Origin of the sequence: Staphylococcus warneri (genome assembly GCF_900636385.1) — a bacterium.
GTDB classification, from domain to species: domain Bacteria; phylum Bacillota; class Bacilli; order Staphylococcales; family Staphylococcaceae; genus Staphylococcus; species Staphylococcus warneri.
The window spans coordinates 2,298,662-2,319,285 of the sequence record NZ_LR134269.1; the positions used below are offsets into that span (position 1 = coordinate 2,298,662).

Consider the following 20,624-nt stretch of genomic DNA (forward strand, 5'->3'; position numbering starts at 1 on the left):
ATTTTTACATAAAAAAACTGAGACAATTCACCATGTCTCAGTTACTATCTATTTTATATCTTCAAAATGCAAATATTTTACATTCTATTTATTGTAGTCTTCGAAATATGAGTGTACATATGTTTCTGTCTTTTCTTGTACTTCACAATAAACTTCTACTGTAAAATTACCTGGTGCCTTAAAGTAAAAAGTATATGTTGCATGTGCCATTTCAGGATCCCATACTTCATACCCGTCATTTTTTAAAATTTGGTGTATACGATCCACTTCTTCTTTACTTTCTTGCGGGAAACCAATATGGAATGTATCTGGGTAGTTAATATTTTCCCCTTCTATTAAATTGAATAGAAATCCATCTTCGTCATTCATAGCTGCAAACATATTGCCAGCGCTACCAATACAAACTAAATCAAAATACTTTTCAAAAAATGCTCGCGTTGTTTTTACATCATTGACCGTTATATTAATATGATTAATTTTCATAATAAGACCTTCTTTTTCTTTATTTTATTTCTTACTTTCAATTTCATTATCTAAAATAGCTGTTGTTGCTTTTAGAAACGACTGAATGGTTTCCATTTGTTCTGCCGTATATTGATTTGTCATTTCAATCATATGTTGATTCAATGTTTCATAAGCATGTTGTACTTCTGATTTATCTTCATATTGTGGAACAATCATAATACTTCGACGATCTTTAGGATGACGCTCACGTTTAACATAGCCTGCACTTTCTAATCGATCGACCAGTGCTGTAACACTTCCCGTTGTAAGTCCAACTCTTCTACCTAATTCACCAGCAGTGATTGGCCCCGTCTCACTTAACATATCAATCGTAGTCCAATCATGGTTATACACATCTAATTGTTCGGCAATTTTATGTTGGTATAAAACAACTCGCCGTCCTAAATCTCTAAATGAAGTCACAATATCCTCACGACTAACATCATTTAGAATGTTATCATCATTCATTTTAAAACCACCTCAATTTATCTTGATAATCAAGATATTTGATTGTCTAACTACTTTAACACAATTCACATCCTAATGAAAGATAATTATCTTTATCAATGTAGTTGTTCATAAAAAAAGGTCTAGGGACAACTCCCTAGACCTTAAAAAATAGTGATAGCATTAGTTTAATGTATCAAGTGCTTGTTTTAAATCATTGACTAAATCATCTGTATCTTCAATACCAATTGATAAACGTATTAATCCATCTGTGATACCTTCTTTAGCTCGTACATCTGCTGGAATAGATGCATGTGTCATTAATGCAGGAACTGAGATTAAACTTTCTACTGCCCCTAAACTTTCAGCTAACGTAAAGTATTGCGTAGCATGAATCACTTGTTTAGCAGCTTCTGTGTCTTTCACTTCAAATGCAATAACGCCTGTATGTCCATCTGCCTGTGCAACATGAACATCATAGTTTAAGTGACTTTTAATACTTGGATGGAATACTTTTTGTACGCTATCGTGAGCCTGTAACATATCAATGACTGCCTCTACGTTACGATTAATTTGTTCCATACGTAAGCCTAACGTCTTGATGCCTCTTACTAATAAATAGCTATCTTGTGGTCCAAGCACACCACCTGTAGAATTAGAGATAAAGCCTATACGTTCTCCTAATTCATCATCTGCAGTCACTACTAATCCCGCAACTACATCACTATGTCCACCAATATATTTAGTAGCAGAATGTAAAACTATATCAATACCAAAATCTAATGGATTCTGGTAATAAGGTGTCATAAATGTATTATCTACTACAGAAATAAGGTTATGCTTTTTAGCAATCTCTACAGCACCTTTAATATCGGTCACACGTAATAATGGATTAGAAGGCGTTTCGATATATAACATTTTTGTTTCTGGTTTAATATATTTCTCAACATTTTCAATATTAGTTGTATCTACAAAATCTACGTCTAATCCGAAGCGTGTAAATACTTTTGTTAAAGCGCGGTACGTACCACCGTATACATCTGAATTTAAAATAAGGTGGTCTCCTTTATCTAATAACATAATCACTGCACTAATAGCTGCCATGCCTGAACCAAATGCGAAACCATGTTTACCATGTTCTAAGTCTGCAATAACACCTTCTAAAGATGCACGTGTTGGATTTGCAGTACGTGAATACTCATATCCTTGGCGTAAATCTCCGATATCGTCTTGTAAATAAGTACTTGTTTGGTAAATTGGAGTGGTTACAGCACCTGTATAATCATCTGTTGTATGTCCACCATGTATCATTTGTGTTTTTTTATTCATTATTCTCATTCTCCTTATAATTAAATATTTGTTTTGACATGTATCGGTCGCTACCATCTGGGAATATCGTCACGATAATACCCTTATTTATTTGGTTTTTTAATTCAAGTGCACCTTGTAGTGCAGCACCGGATGAGCTACCTACTAATAACCCCTCTTGTTTCGCGATGGCTTTTACATTGTCAAAGGCATGTTGATCACTAATTGTAAAAATGCCTTCTACTAATGATTTCTCTAGAAAATCTGGCCATTTTTCAGAACCAATACCTTCTGTGGCATGCGCATGACTTGGACCACCATTTAATATCGATCCCTCCGGTTCGACGATATAATTTTTAACACCCAATGGCTGTAAGTGTCTCGCAACGCCTGTAAATGTACCACCTGAACCAGCACCAGCAACAAAGTAATCAATATGATTCAATTCATCTGTTAACTCTTTACCTAATGTATTTGTATAAGCACCTGGATTATGTGCTGTTTCAAATTGATTCATATAAATCGATTGTGTGTCTTCAGCATATTGTCGAGCAACTTGTTGTGCACCTATCATACCTTCAGCTTTTACAGTTCTCTTAACATCAGCACCTAATGCACGCATAATTGATATTTTTTCTTCGGAAAAGCCTTCTGGTGCAAATATCACGCAATTAAGTTGATAACGATTGGCAGCTATTGCTAAACCAATCCCTGTATTACCAGCTGTAGCTTCTACAATAGTATCACCACGATGTAGACGCCCCTCTTCAATTGCTTGTTCAACTAAATACTTTCCAAGTCGATCTTTGACACTTCCACCTGGATTGAATTGTTCGAGTTTAGCATAAATTTTTACATTTTCATCACTAAAGCTTTCTAACAACACGAGAGGTGTCTCTCCTATTAAGTCATATGCAATCATATTTTATATATTCAATTATCCTTAATTCATTCGATAATTGAACATTCCCTTCTTTCTTATATGTAGTGATTAATTCTTATTTAACAGGTATGAATTATAAAGGATTGTGCTCAAATTTGCAATTTTATAGTTTATAAATATTTATATTTTTTACATCACTATTTTCAAATTCAATCAAATGTGTCATCGACTTTATTCTGTTATGATAATGGTAATACTGTTCATACATTTTCATGGATAATACAAGTAAAGGAGTTCGCAATAAGATGTCAAACAAAGACTTATCATTATCTGTATTTACTAAAGAAAACTATAAAAACTTAAACCATACAGCAACTAATTTTAGAAATTCTATGTACGATGAATTAGAAGTTAATAAAGGTCGTTTTAAAAATTGTAATTTTGATGAAGGTATTTTCAAAAATATTAATGCTATTTCTAATAGTAAAGTGGTTAATAGCAGTATGAATGATTGTATTTTTGAACAAGTGAATTTTTATAAAAACCTCTTCAAAAAAATTTCTTTTGAAAATACAACTTTTGATGAAACAACGATCAATAATACGACATTCCAAGATGTTGTATTCGATGGAAATACTTTTAGTGAAGTTAAAATCACAGATACTGTATTTAAAAATGTTGTTTTTAAAAAGACAGAAATTAGCAATTCAACATTTGAAAATATCAAATTAAAACATTGCGTCTTTGATCATGTAACATTTAAAAATTGTAGCCTGCCTAAAAACATTGAAGAAGAATTAAAAAAACAAAATGTTGTTTTCGAAAATATTCAATAAATCATTATAACTGTGTACTTTGACTCAACTATGATGTCTAAGTACACTTTTTTATTGATGATTCAGTATGATTAATGCGTTATTGAATGTTTAAGAAGCTATTTTCATGGATATAAGCATACAAACTTAGGAAAGAAGGAATATAAATGACTCAAGATTCTAGTCAATTAAGTAAAGCACCAACCCCTGACAAAGCGGAGGATAATGCATTTTTCCCTTCCCCATATTCATTAAGTCAATATACTGCGCCTAAAACAGACTTTAATGGTGTTAATCATAAAAATGCTTATACTGGTGGCAAATGGAAAGTATTAATGATTGCCGCTGAAGAACGTTATGTATTATTAGAGAACGGTAAAATGTTCTCAACAGGAAATCATCCAGTTGAAATGCTATTACCGTTACATCATTTAATGGAAGCAGGCTTCGATGTAGATGTTGCTACATTAACTGGTTACCCTGTCAAACTAGAGCACTGGGCAATGCCTACGGAAGATGAAGCTGTACAAGAAACATATAACAAGCTAAAAGAAAAGTTAAAACAACCTAAAGTATTATCTGAAGTTATCAAAAATGAACTTGGTCCTGATTCTGATTATATTTCACTCTTCATCCCTGGTGGACATGCTGCTGTTGTTGGTATTTCTGAAAGTGAAGATGTTCAACAAGCTTTAGATTGGGCATTAGATTATGATAAATTTGTTATCACATTATGTCACGGCCCTGCAGCATTATTATCTGCTGGATTAAATAGAGATAAATCTCCATTTGAAGGGTATTCTGTATGTGTCTTCCCAGATGCATTAGATGAAGGTGCAAATATCGATATCGGTTATTTACCTGGCAAACTCAAATGGTTAGTCGCTGACTTATTGACTAAACAAGGACTTAATGTTGTAAATAAAGAAATGAGTGGCCAAACTCACCAAGATCGTAAATTATTAACTGGTGATAGCCCACTCGCTTCTAATAAACTTGGACTTCTTGCAGCGGATGCATTAGTAGAAGCCGTCCAACAATCATAAGTAATTAATTTATTTTCATGCCCTAGATACATTCGTAATGATGTACCTAGGGCTTTTTTATGACTAAACCATTCAATGTTGAAATTTATATATTGTTTTTGTATAATATTTTTAAATATTCTGACATTTGTTCTTTTACATAACTTCAAGTCAAAAGTGAGAGAGGTATTTTTTATGCAACCGATCATTCACGATTTCTTATTAGCACTAGGTCTGATTCTACCTTTAGGTGCTCAAAATGTATTTGTATTTAACCAAGGTGCAAATCAAAAGAAATTAACTAAAGCATTACCAGTGATTGTCACAGCTGGCTTATGTGATACTACTTTAATTGTGTTAGCTATTTTAGGCGTGTCCTTAATCTTAATGTCTCTACCTATTTTACAGTTAGTCATTTATATCATTGGTCTCGCCTTTCTATTATATATGGCATGGTCATTATGGAATGAAAAACCTAGTCATTTAGAACATATGGAACCCATGAGCCCCAAAAAACAAATCGGCTTCACGTTATCCGTATCATTACTTAATCCTCATGCGATAATGGATACAATTGGTGTCATTGGAACAAGTGCTTCTATGTATCATGGCACAGAAAAGATATTATTTGCTGGCGCTACTATTTTAGTCTCTTGGATTTGGTTTATCTTATTAGCGATTCTCGGTAAAATGTTAGGTTCAGTCGATAAAACAGGTAAATATATTATTATTCTAAATAAAGTTTCAAGTGTTATCGTACTCATCGTAAGTTGTATTATTATCAAAAATATCTGGCACATTTTGGCCAATTAATATAAACAGGGCTTATCGAAATTTAAATTTCAATAAGCCCTGCTTCATTTAATTACATTAGAATCATTGTAAATGATTAAAATAATTGAACAATAAACACTAAAATAATCACTACTGGCATTACAAATTTAATTAAATAGTACCATGGTAAAAATAATTTGAATTTGTCTCTTCCAAAGTTTTCTTGTAGTAACTTTTTATCTAATAATTGCCCTACAACTAATGTTGTGCCAAGTGCACCTAGAGGCATTAATATATTCGAAACAACAAAATCCATATTATCGAATATTGTTCCTGCGCCAAATTTAACGCCACTCAAACTTCCAAATGATAGTGTAGCTGGAATGCTAATTAAAAAGACAAGTATACTTGCAATCAATGCGACTGGTTGACGTTTTGTATTATCATTTTTTGTAAAATTAGAAACGTTTAATTCCAACAATGAAATGGATGATGTCAACGCTGCAAACAAGAATAAAATTAAAAAGATTAGATAAAAGGCAATACCAAAGTGCATTTTATCAAATACAAGCGGTAGTACTTTGAATAATAGTCCTGGACCTTCTTGTGGTTGATAACCAAATGTTTTCAATGCAGGAAAAATAGCTAATCCCGCTAAAACTGAAACTAAAATATTCATCAATACAATGGAAATCGCTGATGATTTAATGGTCATTGTCTTTGGTGCATAACTTGCGTAAGTAATCATTCCAGTTGTTCCTAGAGATAATGTAAAGAATGATTGTCCTAACGCAAACAAGATACCTTCCATAGAAATATCTTCCACTCTAGGTTGTAACAGGTATCGTACACCTTCTATCGAACCATCTAAAGTTAATGATTTCACCACTACAATAATTAAAAAGATAAATAACAGTGGCATCATGATTTTGGATGCTTTTTCCAAACCCTTTTCTACACCTAACATAACAATGATCATCGTTAAGAAAATAAAAATACCCTGTCCTAAAACAGTAAGCCATGGATTACTTATCATTGCTTCAAAATTGAGTTGTGTCAGATGAGAAGTATTCAAACTTAATATTTGCCAAATAACATTCCCCATGTAAATAATAATCCATCCGCCAATGACACTATAGAAACCAAATAATATAAAAACTGCTAAATTCCCGTTCCACCCAATCACATTGAGCCATTTTTTACCTGTGAGTTTACTATAGATTTGAGTTGTATACGTTCTCCCCATTTTTCCTACTGTAAATTCCATAATTAATAATGGTAGCCCTACAAAAATAGTAAAAATTAAAAACATTAATAAAAAAGCACCACCACCATATATACCAGACATATAAGGAAATTTCCACATTGCCCCTAATCCAATTGCGGAACCGGCACTTGCTAATATAAACCCAGTAGAGGTTTTCCATTCTGATTGCTTACTCATATTCACTCACTTCCTTTAATGCGTTAAAGCGTTTATGTACTTAAGTAATACTTTATCATTAGTTAGTGATAAGTGCAATATTCATGCAAATTGTCAGAATAATAAAAAAAGAATAGTTCATAACGTTGCCTTTCATTTAATACATTGATTAGCATCAGTTATGACTATTCTTTATATTTTAATCTTCGCTACTATAAGTAATCCTTTGGCCATCATTTACTTCTTCAATTTCTAAACTTTCAATATGATCGACATTAATATAATGTATTGAATCACCTTTTTCTAGATAAAGATAAGGTAATTCATCAAACTCATCTATAATTCTTCTAACACATTTGTCCTTATCGATGCCCTTATCAAAAGTCTTAAATTCTGTATATCTGTGGCCCGAAATCGTAATATAGGTTAATAAAAATGTTCTCGTCACAGTTGAACACCACCTTATTGCTAGTATTTATTTTTGAGTGAAAAACTCAACGATATCTTGTTCTAATGCATCTCTTCCTTCACCGTGGGTCATTAAATGTTGATTTAGTGGAAAATCTTGAATTGATTTATTATCGCTACTAATTTGATTAAAAATATAGTGCGCACTTTCCTCATAAGCCGCTTCATCTTGTCCACCATACAAAATTCTAGCAGTCGATTTAATATCATGTAAATTTGACATAATATCATTAATAACACCTTGAAATACTTTAATTTCATCTTGATATTGATTGATTTGGGCTAATGATTCAACACTCTCATCCTCAGACAGTCTCATTATCTGATTCATGCGTTTGCCATATTTTTCTAAGCGCCAAGCAATACCAGCTTCTGTTTTCTCGCTAGGTGCAGACATCACTACGATACGATTTAATTCAACATTTTCAGCTAATCGTAATGTAAATAATCCACCTAACGATACACCGGCTGCATTAATGACTTCGTACCCTTCTTCCTTTAAAAACTGATACGCTTCTTTCACACATGCCCACCAATCGTTAACATCATACTTAATAAACTGTGTAACCGGTAATCCATGACCAGGATAGTTAGGTACATAACACGTGAATCCTTGTTCATGCAGCGTTGTAGCAAGGTGCTTCACGTCTTTAACAGTACCTGTGAATGAATGTAATAATAGTATAGCTTGTTGACTTGTCCCTTTTAAATAAAGTGGACTTGGTGATTTAATATTCATCATAAAATAACTCCCCTAGTTTTAATTATCGTATAGACAACGAAACGTGCCTTTATATCAATTCTCATTTTAAAATTATCAATGTATCGCATCTTTGTTCTTTTTAAACTTGATTCGCTCAAACAGTGGGTAAACCATTAACCATAAAGCTATCCAAGTTAAACCTAATGTCACGCCGCCAACCACATCTGACAGATAATGCGCATGGAAATATAATCGACAAATCAAAACGCTTATCCATAATATTAATGCAAGACCGCTCAAAATAGCTTTCAAACCCGCTCTTTTGATTAAAGGTATCACCACAATCAATAAAGTCACAAAAAATAATGTACTCGCATTAGAGTGGCCACTTGGAAATGAAAACCCTGAATCAATAGGTAAATGATTATACGGTCTCATTCGTTCGATTGTCATTTTAATCAAAATATTAATCAATGTTCCACTTAATATTGTGCAAATGAACCATATAGCTAAACGTGGATATTTAAATAATAATACTATTGTAATGATTACTGACATCACAATAACACCACTAACATCTCCGATTGTGGCACAAAATGTCATATAGTAGTTCAACATGTCTCCTTCAAATTGTCGTTGTGGCGTACCAAATGTAGTAGTAAACCAATCTAATGAATGGCTATCTACAAATTTTAAAAATGGTACATCTTGTATAACGCCGACAGTCATTAAAATAAATATCATAATACTTATGATAAATAAAGGAATAGTAAACATACCTGTTGTTGTCCGTCTATTTTTCATACTTTCTCCTTTATCTCTTTCTCTAGTTCAAATTATTCTTCTCTTCTATTTTATAGAAAATAAAAGGAAATTCGCTCAGTCTCGTGCCCTATTTATATCTTGTAATCGAATACGTTGTTGACCGTCTTCATCAAAATTATTCGGACTTAACCACTGTTCGAAACGTTCGTTTAATACCGGCCACTCCTTATCAATCATTGAGTACCATGTTGTATCCCTATTACGTCCCTTATATAATACCGCCTGTCTAAACATACCTTCATACATAAATCCTAACCTCAATGCTGCCTTTCTAGAAGGTTCGTTTAAACTGTCACATTTCCATTCATATCTACGGTACCCTAATTGTTCAAACACATATTTAGCTAATAAATATTGAACTTCAGTGGCGACTTTCGTCTTTTTTAATTGATTTGAATAATGTACATTTCCAACCTCTATCTTGCCATTAATCGAATCGATATTCATTAGTGATAAGTAACCTAATGCTTTTTGACAGTTATGATCAATAATTGCAAAGTAATACGAGTTTACATTAGACATTAAACCTTTAATATAATCTGCAAAAACATCGTAATCATGGATGGGTTCGCTAAACAAATAAGTCCAATTTGCATCATTATCTTCATTGCATAATACGTTAAACAAATCATTAATGTGTGATTTACTTAATTTAACTAATGAACTATACCGTCCGTCTAATTGTTTAATATCTGGGAAATTTAGCGGTTCAAAATCTGTTACTGACTCACCTATTGGTTGATGATGTATATTCTTTTTCATAAACAACCATCCCTTCATTTTTGAAATCTTAATATGTATTATAACTGATTCCGTTCTATTACGTGCTTTATAATAATCGATTATATAATATGAAATGAAATACTATAGTATTGTTTATTTCTAATACCTTTTGCATATAAAATATTGTATAATTGAAATAATTATAAATTTCAAATATATGACTATCACACATTAAACCTTGTACTACATACAATAATTCTATGTGCTTGATAGTAGGGAAGGCATTCGTTATGAGCAAAATAATTATGATTTATCTCGCATTATTAATTACATTATTTCGCTTTTTCTTACCTATCCATCCGTCATTCGAAACATTATTATATTGGCTATTTATTCTTTATATGATACCAATCATTTTATGCATCATTGGTTTCAAAGGTGACAAATTAATTGCCACTATGATTATGATTCCAAACTTATTAGGTATTATTTATCGACTGTATGTCTACGTTATGTACTTGATATATTTGAAATAAAAAAACAGTATGACCTCTTTCATTCTCGTAAGATCATACTGCTCTATATAATTTAACCTTGGTTAATCAGCTTCTCAAAATTATCTTCTAATTTAAATACAATTACTCTCTCTCCAGTAACTGTACTCAAATCACTATGAAAGCTACTTACTTTGACACCAGTAATTTCAAATATAAGATCATTGAGATCATCTTGCCCTGACTCCACTAATTCAGATCTTGTTCGTTTGATATTCAACAATCCTTCATTGGTTTCACACACACGATATTCTGCAGGTGTTAATATACCTTGTAAATTGATAATGACCATATCTCTTAATATATCTGTCTTAACCGATAATGAACCTCTACCTAAAAAATCTTTTTCCCATTGCGTGATGGCTTTACTGATTTCAGCTTCATATACACCTTTAGATTTTTTCATATAGACGACTCCTAAACATTGATTAATTATAGTTTAACATCTTATCTTTGATTCGGAAATAACATGATTATCTCTATAATCAACAATTACTTTTTTACATACCGCCTATATTTTACCAATCTTTCCAACTATTATGTTCATCTATACTTGCTAGTCTCACCCATCCATGGTCTACTTTTTGTGCAAATTTCTGATTTTCAGTAAGTAATCTTTGAATATGTGTGTCTGGTGCTTGAATAACCACTAATAAGCGTACTGGGGAATGATAAATCTCATTATCTTGTGCCATCACTGATTGCCATGGTAAACCATACATTAAATCACTAGAGTTACCTTGCATGACACCAAGTCCAGATGTTACAGATTGTGTTCTTTTATTACCACTGCCATAAAAATGAGGTGCCACAGTAGACGCGTAATATTGTAAGTTAATCCATTGTGCAACAAGCGCTGGTCCTGAAATAATTGTATTTAGAATATGGCCATCTTCATCTTGTGTCCAATCATAATTATGCAAGAATGCACGTGCTTCTAAATTACTGTTTTCAGTAATCGAACGTTTCCCAATAATGAATTCTGCGTTTTTAGCTAAGCCCCATTCAGGTCTGATTTCACTCCAGTCACTTGCATATTGATAGGCTTCAGCAACTGGATCTTTATGCACTTTATCTAAGTTAGGTAAATGTGCTAAACGCTCTAAATTAGACTTATAACTCACTTGAGGCATAACCGATTCTAATAAATCAAATGCCTGTTGTGCACTTTGCGTTAATTCTGGTACATAAATCCACTCTAATTCATCTACAGAGGTTTTATGTTCGGCTGCTACAAATACAGTTTCATCTGGTATGATGATACCGTCTTCTTTAAGTGCTGTTCTGACTGATGTTTGATTACATAATATCGCTAATAATTTAGCATTGAATCCGCTAGACGCGCCACCACAAGCACCACATTCTAGAGAAGAATGATATGGATTATTATGCGATTCACTACCGTGTCCACCTAAAACAACAAGCGGTGCAAAATCTTTAGTTAAATCCATTAATTGTAATGCTTGCTTACTAAATTGAATTTGTTCTTCTTCTGTTAATCCAATTGGTAATTCCGAATAAACATGATGTTCACGAGCAATTGATAATTTTGTCTCAGGTTTTTGAAGCCATTTCTTTTTAAATCGATGGACAAACTGCCTAGCTTGAGTAGGTATGAGTGTATTAGCAATCGTATTTATACTTAAGAACGGACCGCTTAATTCTGGTAATAATAAACTAGGCAATACATTATGTTTCATTAATTTAAATGTATAAAACATTGAAGTGATCGTATGTTGTTGTTGCTGATAACGTTCTAGTTGATGTCGTTCTGCATATTCTTGAATTTTATATGCTGGCGGCACCATCACTGGTAATGATTCATGCTCAAATTGTGCGTCAATCACTTCTTTTTTTATAGGTAAACCAAAGAATCCTGCAATACCAATCGTTTCAAATGGTCCTTCACCTTCAAGATGACGACGAAATGGTTCAGAACGGACATCGATACAAAATGCTAACTGTGCTTGTATCTTTTGAGACTCATTTTCAGATTGCGATTCATAAATTGTATTGACTAAGTCACGTTCATGCGTTTCTTCCCAAGCGTTAAGCCATAAATTTTGAAAATATTGGCGCTGAAATTGACGCGCAAAATTTAAATATCTCAACTTTAATTCATCTGACAAATCAATCCATTCTTCTAACGATAATTCCGCATAAAACATAAACGCACTCACTAATTCAATTTCTTTATGATGATGTAGCTCTGATAATTGAAATTGGTCTTTGGTAGTGGTTAATAATATCCATTCAGTAGCTAATCTGATTGCTACATAATCTGTTAACAATTGACGTTCTGATTCATTTTCTTCTGCTCTGTAATACATCATCCCTGCCCATCCAGGCAAAGCCAGTAACTGACCTTCTATATAAGATTGCCAATGATTTTTAGAAATATCTAACTTTGATAATACATGCTTAATTAATTCATGTGACTTTGATGGCAAATGACGAATCAATTGTCTAGCTGCTTTAGTTAAAGCAGGATCATGTTGTGCTAAATGTAACCATGCTGTATAAAAGCCTTCTTCTCGTTTAGGCATCGTCCAACTTGATTGAAATTGATCTAAGTACAATTTAGACCACTTGATGATATGTACATCTACCTCATCAATTAACATTTCATTTTGATGATTTACACGGTCCGCACTCTTAGGTCTATGTAAATCTGTTGGCTTATTCTTTTTAATTTGATTAGGTAATGAATTCAAAATATCATGGCGTATTTGATTTCCTAAAAAGCGATCTGGCACACGCTTAATATATTGGATGTTTTTGATATAGCGTTTTTCAAGGTCTGTTTCAATGTTGATTTCCGACGTTTGAAGCGCATCATTTAATAAAGATTCAAAAATATCTATATCTATTTCCCCATGTGCTTTAGCATCTTCGATAGCATTGTAATTAGGATACATATCAACATCTCTAATATCCTTCAACCATGTTGCCACTTCATTAAAAGTTTGATTTTCTAAACCTTCCCAAGGATTTCTTGCGGCGAAAATTGAAATCGGAGATAACGGTGTAATGACACGTTTCGCTTCTGAGACAATCATTTCTATATCATTCTGTTGTTGTGAATTAACCATAGTTTTCACCCTTTTATAAATACTTTTTCAAATAGTTCGGATGGCTTTCAATGGAAGCAGATTTTGCTTCACCCAATTTAACTAGCCATAAATACAACACAGCAAAGGTATGTGAATTTCGATGATGTGCTACCCAAATACTTAGAATGCTTCCAAATACAATGATACCAATGCTTAATATACTACTTAGTAATGGTGGATGTGTCACACTTATATGCACTGTGTTTAATAAATAATTAAAGAAATGATGTGTCACGATATAAACTAAAGCAACAATAACAATCATGCCGATACCAATCAGTTTGCCCATTGCAGATTTACTAAACGCAACGAGTTGATTCCATGACACCATTAATGACCATGCTAAAATTAATGCACTAATCAATTCATATGCGCTGTGATCGCTATTAAACCAAAAGACAAATGCAATCACTATCGCTAACAATCTGCCAAGTACAATCCAACTATATGATTGCTTAGCTGTAAGTGGTGTAGGAATATTAAACCTACCTACAACTGAACCAGATTGTAAAAATAATGTAGCCTTAAATACACCGTGCAACACTAGATGTATAATAGCTGCTGAATAAGCACCTAATGCACATTGTACTAACATAAAGCCCATTTGACTCATCGTCGATCCAACAAGTTGTCGTTTATAGTCAACATGAACTAGACTTATCCCTGAGCCTAACAATACAGACACACTCGCAATTAATAACAACACTGTAATAGCAATTGGGTTATCAAATACCGGGGAGAATCGAGTTAATATAATGCCACCAGCATTTACTATGCCTGCATGCATAATTGCTGATACAGGTGTAGGTGCCGCAACAGATTCTATCAACCAACTTTGGAAAGGAAACTGAGCTGCTGGGATAATCACTGCAAGCACAATAAATAAATCAATAATCAATTTCATACCAAAAGACATGTGACTATAATCAACAGCTACTGCGTCGATATACCAATGACCTGTTGAAACAAATAACAATAGTACGGCAATTACTAATGATAACCATCCAACGACAAACAATTTAGCTGAAATTTTCGCTGCCTCATGTGGCACTTTCCAGAATCGATTGACTCTAATTAATAAAGTCAGACACAACAACGTTGCGCCCCAACTTAAAACCATTAGTCTTAGATCCCCACTTAACCAAGCTACAGACGCAAATACAGTAATGAGTGTAAACAGTGGAAAATATTGTCGATAGTTTTTATCACCAAGTAAATAACGCACACAAAACTTTTGAATAATAAAACCTAATATTAAAATAAAACTCCCCATTAACCACGCTAATTTATCCAACGTAAAAGGTCCAATGATCACTGAATTATTTACAGTAAATAATCCAATAAGACCTACTATGATTGGTAAAACAATAATATACATATGTATCTTGATATATTGCGTAGGAACTGAATCAGATAAAAATATTAAGCCACTTAACATCGCTAGCAACAGTGTAATAAGAAACAAAATTAAGAGTACACTCATACTTACTCTAGATACCTCCTTTATAAAGATTCGATCATTTGAATTTATGCATAATAAAAAGCCTACAATAGTCACTTCCCCAACTTTTACAAATGGGAAACTTGCTACTGTAGGCTTCATTTCAACTTGAAATATGATCATTAAGGTTTCAACATTAAACAAATATTAAGGCACACTTTCTAGCTAAAAAGTATGCGTATTAACGTACTGTCTATACATGTTAAACTCTTTCATTTATTAGATTGATTATATTTCCATTTAAAAAGCTACCTGTTTATCAACATATCCGTTCAAACGTCAATTACTCCTTTTCTTTCGATATACACTTAAAAATCATTAGCATATATCGCTAGCTAAGGCTTAATTCTACTTTTGAGCATAACAATATAAATATAGTTGATTATATTTATTATGTCAAACCTCATACAAATTAAATCTCTTTCCCCTAAAAACCCATTATATTACAACTATAAAACAGCTTTGTAAAGCTTGTGTAAACGATTCCAAAACAGTGCACACTTAGGCATGAGAGACTGTACTGTTTTCATATAAATGGGCCACTTATGACCTCTAACATACGAGTTAGGAAATTTCATCATATCTACTGAATATCCTCGTTACAATGTAATTAACAAATCAATCGAGGGAGGTAATTATCATGGGAATCATTTCAGGTATTATTTCTTTAGTTAAAACAATCATCGACCTTGTTAAAGGCAACAAATAATTCGTATTATTACTTGCTATACGAACTTAGATATCACTAAAAATTGAAATTGGAGGGATATAATCATGGGAATCATTTCAGGTATCATTTCTTTAGTTAAAACAATCATCGACCTTGTTAAAGGCAACAAATAATAAGATGACTTAAAAACTTGTACAAACCCAAAATAAACTACAATTGATAGAAATGGAGGACTAAATTATGGAAATCGTAACAAGCATCATTTCAATTATCAAAACAATCCTTGGCTTCTTCAAATAATAAATAATGATACATAAAAGAGGTGGGACCTATCGTCCTACCTCTTTTAGTTTGGCCATTAACATCTATTTCATAGTTAAAATATAAAATCAAACAATGTCTTTATCGTATCGTTTTCGATAATGATAAATATACCTAACCCTATATAAACAACTGCCATAATCCAACGATTAAATTTTTCAACGATTTCTCCAATATCCTTAATATCAGCTAACCGTTGTGCTGTATAAATAAGTACAAAAATAAGAATAACGAATACAATTAGCGTCACAATAAGCTGACTGAAATTTAAAGATACAAAGTAAGGTACAAACAGACCTATATTATCTGCACCACAACTTGCTATCGTTACCAGAGCAACAATTCCCACTAATTTTGACAAACCCTTATCATTTAAAGCGTCTTTTGCTCTTTTTTCTCCTTCACAATCATCAAAAATTGCAACTTTAATGCCTAAATAAATGGGTATTAAACCTAATAATCCTAGCATCCATTTTTCAGGAACATAGTGTAATACAAATGCGAAAAATAAACTAATGATAATTAACGTCATCGATCCTAAAAATTGTCCTATATAAATGTCTCTATATTCCTTTTTAGTATGAGCTCTAGCGAAATATATCAATAAAATGACTAATAAATCAATCGCCGTTGCTGTGTATAAAACTATTGCTGTAAATATAATTGAAAGCACTAATATCACACTCCATCTATACATAGCTATTGTACATCATCTAATTTCATTTCTTAACATCGGTCATAGATAACATAAAAAAAGAGATTAGAACATCATTAAGCTCCCCCACTTTAAAAGCAAAGTGTGACACCTCGATATCAGGAACTCTCAGATTAGGTTACAATACGTCAAAAATTAAGAAGCATCTGGTTTAAATGTAATATTTAACGCATCGATTAGATCCTAAAGAACTTTGTTCTAACCTCTTATTGGATAAAATGATTTTTCTTTATAATAAAAATTATCATATCTATATAAGAAAAGATATAGATATTTCGTGAAATTATTTGGTAATGCCATATTTTTGATATATAAACATGTTTCTGGTAACTATAGATGAAAGGATTAATATTTGAACCTTTATCCTAAAATTAACAAATGATCATTTTGTTAGTATCATTAAATAATTATAAAAAGATTTAAGTTTTCTATTGTAATGCAACTTATTTCGCATATAATTGGGGGTAACAAAGGTTAAAAAATGATAAACACACATTTCAAATGATTTTATACTAAACAAACACAAAGGGGATTTATATTTTGTCATATTTCAAACCAATTAAAACATTGATTTGTAGCACATTAATCGCTTCACTTGCAATGTCTGCAACAGCCACAATGTCACATCAAGCACATGCAGATAACGATTATTATTATCGTGATGGATTAAATTATCCTTCCGATCAACAAGCATATCAAAAAGCTAAAAAAATTAGTAAGCGTTCGATTAGCATTCAACATTACACGAAAGCGAATCAAAATAATTTAAAAGCCATTGGTCGAGTATCGAACATGAACGGTCACAAAGGGAAAGGGAAAGATTCGATGGGGACAGGCACTGTTATTGGTGATCATACTCTAATTACAAATGCACATGTCATTGATGATAAAAATGGAAAAGCCGCTTCCGCTAAATATATTACTTTCGCAATGAATCGTGATGACAAACATATCCCATATAAGTTCCATGCATCTGATGTAAAAAATTACCGCATTATGACATTGCTATTGTACACACTAAAGAAAAAATGTCTAAATATGCTAAGCCTATTCGTATCGCATAAGATAAAGAAATTAATAGTTTGAAATTTAATACACCACTATATTCATTAGGCTACCCTTGGCAAAATGGTGATAATACGAAAGCCTATTACAGTCAATTAAGATTTACACAATTTTCAGCCAATGGTACTGAAATTATGACTAAAGATATCTTTAGAGCAGGTGCCTCAGGTTCTCCAATGTTAGATAGCAAATATTCTAAGATTTATGGTCTGCGTACTTACGGTTATAATCTATGGAATAATTCTACTGACAAATACGCCAAACAAGAAATGGCAGGCGGTGAATCATTTAAAGGTAAAGCTGGTCAATTTGTAAAAGATAATATTAAATAATATCAAAAGGTACGCAAATCACTACAATTATCATCTAAAGTAGTGTCATTGCGTACCTTTATTTTTATATGTTTTTTTCACGTGAAACTTTTTTATTCATCAATTGTAATTATTGTTGTGTGATAGTCCAATGATATGGGTCTGAAAATTGTGACCAGTCTGCATCAATTTCACGACTATCTAATAAACACTGATCGAGTGATTTAACTATCTCTTCTTTCTCTAAATCTGTTCCAATAATTACAAATTGTGTATGTCTATCTCCATATTCAATATCCCATTCTTTTGCAACATCTGGACGTTCTTCCAAAATACTTTCCTGTTGTGTTCTAGACATACTAGCTACCCAATACGTCACTGGATGAATGGAGCATGATGACCCTGCTTGTGATAACAGGCAAGCAACTTGATTATATTGTGCTAACCAGACAATACCTTTAGCCCTTACAATGTTATCTGGCATTTGTTCTAACCATGCATTAAATCTTTCAGCATGAAATGGAAGTCGACGGCGATACACAAATGAAGAAATCCCATACTCTTCTGTTTCAGGTGTATGTTCAGCATGACCACCTTCTGTTAATTCTTTAATCCATCCTGCAGACTCACTCGCCTTTTCAAAATCAAAACGTTGTGTATTCAACACTTCTTTTAAATCTACTTCTGAATTAACTGTTTTAATGATCTTAGCATCTGGTTGCAATGTAGTTAAGATTTGTTCTAAACGTTCTAATTCTTTTTCGGAAACTAAATCCGTTTTATTGATAATCATTACATCACAAAATTCTACTTGGTCAATCAATAAATCAGCAATTGTTCTTTCATCTTCATCACTTACACTTTGATCACGATCTATTAATAAATCCTCTGAATTAATATCATTAATAAATCGATTTGCATCAACAACTGTAACCATCGTATCTAATCTACAAATCGCTGTTAAATCAATACCTAATTCTTCATCTATATATGAAAATGTCTGAGCGACGGGTACAGGTTCAGAAATACCAGTAGATTCTATGACAATTTGATCGATGCCACCTTTTTTCACAATACGTTCAACTTCTTTGAGTAAGTCATCTCTTAATGTACAACAGATGCATCCATTAGATAGCTCTACTAATTTTTCATCCGTACGTGACAAGCCCCCGCCTTCTGCCACTAAGTCTTTATCAATATTAACTTCACTCATATCATTTACAATAACTGCGATACGTCGTCCTTCTCTGTTTTGTAAAATATGGTTTAATAATGTCGTCTTACCAGAACCTAAATACCCACTTAAGACAGTTACTGGAATTTTAGCCATAATATACGCCCTCTCTTATTTGTAAATAGTAATTATTACGTTTTACATTCTATAGGGTTAATTCCGATTTATCAATAACGATTTTTATCTTAATAGGGCCATTCATCATATTATTTTTACAAATATAAAAAGGCATAGTCTTAAGCATCTAGGATTTTTACCTTCCCTAAATACTTTTAACTATACCTTTCAATACAAAGAATAATATATTAAATCAATTCATCTATCCGTTTAAAAAAGATTTTAATTGTTCATAATCTGCAGCACCTTGTTTAACGGCTGCTTGTGCTATTTCTTCTCTCATATCTGCATTCACAGTATTATATTGATATGCTTGTAAAATTGACACCACTTCGTCACTAGGTTTTACAACATAAACATCTTTCCCGTCAGCTTTCATTTGTTCTACGAGTTGATCAAGCGTATATGGTGTTTCAATTGGTAAGTTAGTAGTTAACACAATCACTTTATCTGCATCATCAACGACATCAGGATTTTCCATTGAATAAGACCCACCATCATAATAGTGGTATCCATTAATTGGAATCGGTTGCCATACACCTTGTAAGGCAGAACTCGCTGCTAGTGCATCTATTAATGCTACACCAGATTGTGCATTAAATACTTTACGTTCAGATGTCTCTAATTCTGTTCCGACAATATTTAGTTTGCCATTCCATTCTAACGGCACACTACCTAATCGATTTCTAATCATATCACGACGTGCGTCTAGTGATACATTGGGTTGAGTATTTTTAGAGATTTCTCCCATACCATCAACCCAAGCCTTAGTTGATTTACTTTCTTTCGCTAATTGATCAAACGCTTGGAATAATTCTCCCATTTCTTTATCAGAAATAGGTGTTGTTTCATTAACTTTTTCAATAATTTGCTCCTGCCAAATTGTATCCCAATCAATCATTGACGATATCGTTGTACTTACTTGAGACCCTGCAGATGTACCAATGATATAATCTACAGTTCTTAAATCGATCCCTTTATCAAACAATCCTTTTAAATATCCAATGTGAAATGCGATGCCATAATGACCGCCACCACTTAGTGCTAATGCTACTTTTGAATTCATATGAATTAACCTCTTTATCTTTTATATTCGTTTACAATTGTAACTGGTAATTACATGTA

The 20,624-nt window shown here is 32.6% G+C and carries 20 protein-coding genes and 2 pseudogenes; 7 read left to right on the top strand and 15 right to left on the bottom strand.

The features are described 5' to 3' along the window. Window positions 1-144: 144 nt before the first annotated feature. The 4 genes and pseudogenes from EL082_RS11230 to EL082_RS11245 form a co-directional block, all read right to left on the bottom strand. Window positions 145-483 (bottom strand): annotated as a pseudogene (locus tag EL082_RS11230) (VOC family protein); the annotation flags it as partial. A gap of 24 nt (window positions 484-507) precedes the next feature. After that, window positions 508-972, bottom strand: coding sequence for a MarR family winged helix-turn-helix transcriptional regulator (locus EL082_RS11235; protein WP_049416728.1), 465 nt, complete (start codon window positions 970-972; stop codon window positions 508-510). Between the two features lie 162 nt (window positions 973-1,134). Further along, complete coding sequence (locus tag EL082_RS11240) at window positions 1,135-2,280, bottom strand: bifunctional cystathionine gamma-lyase/homocysteine desulfhydrase (RefSeq protein ID WP_049416726.1); 1,146 nt, start codon at window positions 2,278-2,280, stop codon at window positions 1,135-1,137. Further along, the gene (locus EL082_RS11245) at window positions 2,273-3,181 is read right to left on the bottom strand and encodes a PLP-dependent cysteine synthase family protein (RefSeq protein WP_049416724.1); all 909 of its coding nucleotides are present in this window, start codon (window positions 3,179-3,181) and stop codon (window positions 2,273-2,275) included. The genes EL082_RS11240 and EL082_RS11245 overlap by 8 nt, the downstream gene beginning before the upstream one ends. 266 nt (window positions 3,182-3,447) lie before the next feature. On the opposite strand from EL082_RS11245, the gene EL082_RS11250 reads away from it, so the two are divergent. From EL082_RS11250 to EL082_RS11260, 3 genes are all read left to right on the top strand, one after another. Next, a complete protein-coding gene (locus EL082_RS11250; protein ID WP_002466428.1) occupies window positions 3,448-3,978 on the top strand; it encodes a pentapeptide repeat-containing protein in 531 nt (176 codons plus the stop codon). Window positions 3,979-4,124: 146 nt separating this feature from the next. Beyond that, window positions 4,125-5,003: a glyoxalase III HchA gene (gene hchA / locus EL082_RS11255; protein WP_002466449.1), complete on the top strand. Its 879-nt coding sequence runs from the start codon at window positions 4,125-4,127 to the stop codon at window positions 5,001-5,003. Window positions 5,004-5,177: 174 nt separating this feature from the next. Further along, window positions 5,178-5,795, top strand: a complete 618-nt coding sequence (locus EL082_RS11260) for a LysE/ArgO family amino acid transporter (RefSeq protein ID WP_049416722.1) — start codon at window positions 5,178-5,180, stop codon at window positions 5,793-5,795. A 76-nt stretch (window positions 5,796-5,871) separates the two neighbouring features. Here EL082_RS11260 and EL082_RS11265 read toward each other — a convergent pair whose 3' ends face one another. The 5 genes from EL082_RS11265 to EL082_RS11285 form a co-directional block, all read right to left on the bottom strand. Then, window positions 5,872-7,200, bottom strand: coding sequence for a sodium-dependent transporter (locus EL082_RS11265; protein ID WP_049416720.1), 1,329 nt, complete (start codon window positions 7,198-7,200; stop codon window positions 5,872-5,874). 178 nt (window positions 7,201-7,378) lie between these two features. After that, a complete protein-coding gene (locus tag EL082_RS11270; protein WP_049416719.1) occupies window positions 7,379-7,627 on the bottom strand; it encodes a hypothetical protein in 249 nt (82 codons plus the stop codon). Between the two features lie 27 nt (window positions 7,628-7,654). Then, window positions 7,655-8,386 carry an alpha/beta hydrolase gene (locus EL082_RS11275; protein WP_049416739.1) on the bottom strand — a complete coding sequence of 244 codons (732 nt, stop codon included), beginning with the start codon at window positions 8,384-8,386 and terminating at the stop codon, window positions 7,655-7,657. A gap of 78 nt (window positions 8,387-8,464) precedes the next feature. Continuing rightward, window positions 8,465-9,154: a phosphatase PAP2 family protein gene (locus EL082_RS11280; RefSeq protein WP_002466446.1), complete on the bottom strand. Its 690-nt coding sequence runs from the start codon at window positions 9,152-9,154 to the stop codon at window positions 8,465-8,467. Window positions 9,155-9,229: 75 nt separating this feature from the next. Next, the gene (locus tag EL082_RS11285; RefSeq protein WP_049416717.1) at window positions 9,230-9,937 is read right to left on the bottom strand and encodes a GNAT family N-acetyltransferase; all 708 of its coding nucleotides are present in this window, start codon (window positions 9,935-9,937) and stop codon (window positions 9,230-9,232) included. Between the two features lie 251 nt (window positions 9,938-10,188). Here EL082_RS11285 and EL082_RS11290 point away from each other — a divergent pair, with 251 nt between their 5' ends. Then, window positions 10,189-10,434 carry a hypothetical protein gene (locus EL082_RS11290; RefSeq protein WP_015365379.1) on the top strand — a complete coding sequence of 82 codons (246 nt, stop codon included), beginning with the start codon at window positions 10,189-10,191 and terminating at the stop codon, window positions 10,432-10,434. 52 nt (window positions 10,435-10,486) lie between these two features. Here EL082_RS11290 and EL082_RS11295 read toward each other — a convergent pair whose 3' ends face one another. The 3 genes from EL082_RS11295 to EL082_RS11305 form a co-directional block, all read right to left on the bottom strand. After that, window positions 10,487-10,858: a Na-translocating system protein MpsC family protein gene (locus EL082_RS11295; protein WP_002466421.1), complete on the bottom strand. Its 372-nt coding sequence runs from the start codon at window positions 10,856-10,858 to the stop codon at window positions 10,487-10,489. A 112-nt stretch (window positions 10,859-10,970) separates the two neighbouring features. Then, window positions 10,971-13,544 carry a DUF2309 domain-containing protein gene (locus EL082_RS11300; protein ID WP_049416715.1) on the bottom strand — a complete coding sequence of 858 codons (2,574 nt, stop codon included), beginning with the start codon at window positions 13,542-13,544 and terminating at the stop codon, window positions 10,971-10,973. A 13-nt stretch (window positions 13,545-13,557) separates the two neighbouring features. Then, a complete protein-coding gene (locus EL082_RS11305; RefSeq protein ID WP_049416737.1) occupies window positions 13,558-15,048 on the bottom strand; it encodes an NADH dehydrogenase subunit 5 in 1,491 nt (496 codons plus the stop codon). A gap of 658 nt (window positions 15,049-15,706) precedes the next feature. Here EL082_RS11305 and EL082_RS12205 point away from each other — a divergent pair. Together EL082_RS12205 and EL082_RS12210 are read left to right on the top strand one after the other, a co-directional pair. Beyond that, window positions 15,707-15,775, top strand: coding sequence for a hypothetical protein (locus tag EL082_RS12205; protein WP_219350386.1), 69 nt, complete (start codon window positions 15,707-15,709; stop codon window positions 15,773-15,775). Between the two features lie 65 nt (window positions 15,776-15,840). Next, on the top strand, window positions 15,841-15,909 hold the full coding sequence (locus EL082_RS12210; RefSeq protein ID WP_219350386.1) for a hypothetical protein: 69 nt from the start codon (window positions 15,841-15,843) through the stop codon (window positions 15,907-15,909). Between the two features lie 203 nt (window positions 15,910-16,112). On the opposite strand, the gene EL082_RS11310 is transcribed toward EL082_RS12210, so the two are convergent. Next, window positions 16,113-16,730, bottom strand: a complete 618-nt coding sequence (locus tag EL082_RS11310) for a CadD family cadmium resistance transporter (RefSeq protein WP_002466443.1) — start codon at window positions 16,728-16,730, stop codon at window positions 16,113-16,115. 582 nt (window positions 16,731-17,312) lie between these two features. Between EL082_RS11310 and EL082_RS11315 the strand changes: the two are divergent. Next, a pseudogene (locus EL082_RS11315) lies at window positions 17,313-18,169 on the top strand (trypsin-like serine peptidase). Between the two features lie 109 nt (window positions 18,170-18,278). On the opposite strand, the gene EL082_RS11320 reads toward EL082_RS11315, so the two are convergent. After that, entirely contained in the window at window positions 18,279-19,478 is a 1,200-nt protein-coding gene (locus EL082_RS11320; RefSeq protein WP_049416712.1) for a GTP-binding protein, read from the bottom strand. Window positions 19,479-19,701: 223 nt separating this feature from the next. After that, complete coding sequence (locus EL082_RS11325; protein ID WP_049416710.1) at window positions 19,702-20,565, bottom strand: patatin-like phospholipase family protein; 864 nt, start codon at window positions 20,563-20,565, stop codon at window positions 19,702-19,704. Window positions 20,566-20,624: the final 59 nt, after the last annotated feature.

Coding starts and splice junctions, on each gene's coding strand:
- EL082_RS11305 (WP_049416737.1), bottom strand. CDS start 15,048: ATGAGTGTACTCTTAATTTTGTTTCTTATTACACTGTTGCTAGCGATG.
- EL082_RS11285 (WP_049416717.1), bottom strand. CDS start 9,937: ATGAAAAAGAATATACATCATCAACCAATAGGTGAGTCAGTAACAGAT.
- EL082_RS11235 (WP_049416728.1), bottom strand. CDS start 972: ATGAATGATGATAACATTCTAAATGATGTTAGTCGTGAGGATATTGTG.
- EL082_RS11240 (WP_049416726.1), bottom strand. CDS start 2,280: ATGAATAAAAAAACACAAATGATACATGGTGGACATACAACAGATGAT.
- hchA (WP_002466449.1), top strand. CDS start 4,125: ATGACTCAAGATTCTAGTCAATTAAGTAAAGCACCAACCCCTGACAAA.
- EL082_RS11320 (WP_049416712.1), bottom strand. CDS start 19,478: ATGGCTAAAATTCCAGTAACTGTCTTAAGTGGGTATTTAGGTTCTGGT.
- EL082_RS11265 (WP_049416720.1), bottom strand. CDS start 7,200: ATGAGTAAGCAATCAGAATGGAAAACCTCTACTGGGTTTATATTAGCA.
- EL082_RS11325 (WP_049416710.1), bottom strand. CDS start 20,565: ATGAATTCAAAAGTAGCATTAGCACTAAGTGGTGGCGGTCATTATGGC.
- EL082_RS11250 (WP_002466428.1), top strand. CDS start 3,448: ATGTCAAACAAAGACTTATCATTATCTGTATTTACTAAAGAAAACTAT.
- EL082_RS11300 (WP_049416715.1), bottom strand. CDS start 13,544: ATGGTTAATTCACAACAACAGAATGATATAGAAATGATTGTCTCAGAA.
- EL082_RS11245 (WP_049416724.1), bottom strand. CDS start 3,181: ATGATTGCATATGACTTAATAGGAGAGACACCTCTCGTGTTGTTAGAA.
- EL082_RS11280 (WP_002466446.1), bottom strand. CDS start 9,154: ATGAAAAATAGACGGACAACAACAGGTATGTTTACTATTCCTTTATTT.
- EL082_RS11260 (WP_049416722.1), top strand. CDS start 5,178: ATGCAACCGATCATTCACGATTTCTTATTAGCACTAGGTCTGATTCTA.
- EL082_RS11275 (WP_049416739.1), bottom strand. CDS start 8,386: ATGAATATTAAATCACCAAGTCCACTTTATTTAAAAGGGACAAGTCAA.
- EL082_RS11295 (WP_002466421.1), bottom strand. CDS start 10,858: ATGAAAAAATCTAAAGGTGTATATGAAGCTGAAATCAGTAAAGCCATC.
- EL082_RS11290 (WP_015365379.1), top strand. CDS start 10,189: ATGAGCAAAATAATTATGATTTATCTCGCATTATTAATTACATTATTT.